The sequence below is a fragment of the Oceanobacter antarcticus genome (genome assembly GCF_044962685.1).
Classification (GTDB): Bacteria; Pseudomonadota; Gammaproteobacteria; order Pseudomonadales; family Oceanobacteraceae; genus Oceanobacter; species Oceanobacter antarcticus.
This window is the reverse complement of the sequence record NZ_JBBKTX010000054.1, coordinates 1-1,733: the sequence shown is the minus strand read 5'-3', so window position 1 is coordinate 1,733 and position 1,733 is coordinate 1. Positions and strand designations below refer to the sequence as shown.

The following is a 1,733-nucleotide window of genomic DNA, read 5'->3' as shown; positions in this document are numbered from 1 at the left end:
AGCTTCTTCAAGACAGCGGCCTTACGTTCGTCTGAGTAGCGCGGCATAGCAATCCTTTTGACCCACTCTGAGAAGAATTTAGACGAAAACGCCTACTGGACAACTAGGGTGACAGAGCGGGGCAGGTGTTTATGATGGGCGGAGAAAGCTACCGGCTGAAGCAGAAACTGGGCAGTTAATGCTCATAAAGTGGGTCAATTTTATTGGCCAAAGGTGGATCAAAATAGATGGCCATTGACAGTGAGCTTTGAGATAGTCCAGTAAGCGCGTCATGGCAGGGCGTTTGTTGAAGTCTCCCCCACCGGTGACGTCATCATGGAAAACCTGTTCGACCTCGAATTGATGAAATTCGGCAAATTGTCGAATGCGTTGCTCCTGACTTTCCAGGCCATGGCCATCGTGCTTTTGCTTGGGGTCAGAAACCCGACAATACAGCAGGGCTTTCTGGCGCTGGTTGGACGGTTTTGTTTTGGGTGTGCGTGTCATAGGCTGGCCTTTCGTTCGCGGTTGGTGTTGCTTGGTGTTCTCTCGTGTTGGGTTTCCTTATGCGCTACGGCTCATCCGAGCCATCGGGGTTGTTCATCAGCTCGGGCAGCATGATTTGCACGCTTTCAACGCCCCAGCCGATATTCACCATGGTACTCATCATCTCCCAAAGGGCTTTGAGCAGTTCATCGGCTTCTTCTTGCGTAATGTCCAGATGCGCGATGTCGTCGTAGTACTCCTCCGGTTTGCATGGCAGTGGACTGAAGACGTTGTTATCAGTCATCAGCACCTCCTGCACGCTCATCCTCTTCTAGCCATACTGGATTTTCAGAATCCAGCCCAGAAAAATCGGCATGGTAATCAAGAAATTGTTGGACAGTGTCCAGATCTAACCCCAGATCCAACAGAATCTGCATAACGTCGAGCAGAGTCACGAAAAATTCTTCCGCATCTTCTGGGGTCACATCCCAATCCGGTTCTGACGGATCGAACACGTCTTCTTCAGTTGGGTTGGAGATTGGCTTGTCATCAGTCATAGCGCGTTCCTTTCGTTTAAGTTCAGCGCAGTTGTAACAAGCCCCAAGAGCCAATCCGGGAAAGAGATGACCGCCAGTGCTAATAGCGGTCAAATCGTATTGGACGGTATCAGGCGCAGTAACGCGCCACGCCAGCAAGGCGTTTCTCGGTGAGATGACAGTATTTCTGTTCCAGCTCAATACTGAGGTAATCCCGACCACTGAGGGCAGCGGCAACGGCGGTAGTGCCAGAACCAGCAAAGGGATCAAGCACCAGATCACCGGGTTTGGAATAGGCTTTGATCAGAGGCGCAATCACCTTCACGGCTTTTTCTGTGGGGTGAGAGCGATTGCCGGAGTATTCCCAGCTCTGTACATCTTTAAGCGGCTTCTCTGGACGCTGTGGCTTGCCCTTGGCGAGCACATAGGCGGCTTCGTGAGCGTAACGGACATGACCGGCTCTGGAGGTGTAAGGCTTTGGCCAAACGATATGACCGACAATGCGTCGGAACGTGTCAACGTCATTTGAGCCAGTTTTTTAAACATTACATTGCTTTTGTAATCGCCCGTGGCAACGTTGGGAAGTTCACGCCTTTTTCGATTGTCGCCTGATCGTAAACGCTCAAACAACCCCATCTACCGATTTAAATAACGGCCGCTTTCATATTCTCAGGCAGCAGTTTTTCGATGTCTTCCACGGTTTCGCATAACGGCAACTGGGCAAACACTCTC

General features: G+C 51.0%; 4 protein-coding genes. All 4 read right to left on the bottom strand.

Features of this window, described 5'->3' with window-relative positions; translation table 11 throughout:
• Positions 1 to 129: 129 nt before the first annotated feature.
• The 4 genes from WG929_RS20845 to WG929_RS20830 all read right to left on the bottom strand — a co-directional run bounded on the left by WG929_RS20845 (position 130) and on the right by WG929_RS20830 (position 1,491).
• On the bottom strand, positions 130 to 486 hold the full coding sequence (locus WG929_RS20845) for a recombinase family protein (RefSeq protein WP_416207603.1): 357 nt from the start codon (positions 484 to 486) through the stop codon (positions 130 to 132).
• Positions 487 to 550: 64 nt separating this feature from the next.
• A complete protein-coding gene (locus WG929_RS20840; RefSeq protein ID WP_416207602.1) occupies positions 551 to 769 on the bottom strand; it encodes a hypothetical protein in 219 nt (72 codons plus the stop codon).
• On the bottom strand, positions 762 to 1,022 hold the full coding sequence (locus WG929_RS20835) for a hypothetical protein (RefSeq protein ID WP_416207601.1): 261 nt from the start codon (positions 1,020 to 1,022) through the stop codon (positions 762 to 764). Before WG929_RS20835 ends, WG929_RS20840 begins: the two co-directional genes overlap by 8 nt.
• Positions 1,023 to 1,131: 109 nt before the next feature.
• Positions 1,132 to 1,491 (bottom strand): DNA methyltransferase, encoded by a 360-nt coding sequence (locus WG929_RS20830; RefSeq protein WP_416207604.1) that lies wholly within the window; start codon positions 1,489 to 1,491, stop codon positions 1,132 to 1,134.
• Between the last annotated feature and the right edge of the window lie 242 nt (positions 1,492 to 1,733).

Excerpts from the sequence above, each read along its gene's own strand:
- WG929_RS20845 (WP_416207603.1), bottom strand. The coding sequence starts at position 486 with ATGACACGCACACCCAAAACAAAACCGTCCAACCAGCGCCAGAAAGCC.
- WG929_RS20840 (WP_416207602.1), bottom strand. The coding sequence starts at position 769 with ATGACTGATAACAACGTCTTCAGTCCACTGCCATGCAAACCGGAGGAG.
- WG929_RS20835 (WP_416207601.1), bottom strand. The coding sequence starts at position 1,022 with ATGACTGATGACAAGCCAATCTCCAACCCAACTGAAGAAGACGTGTTC.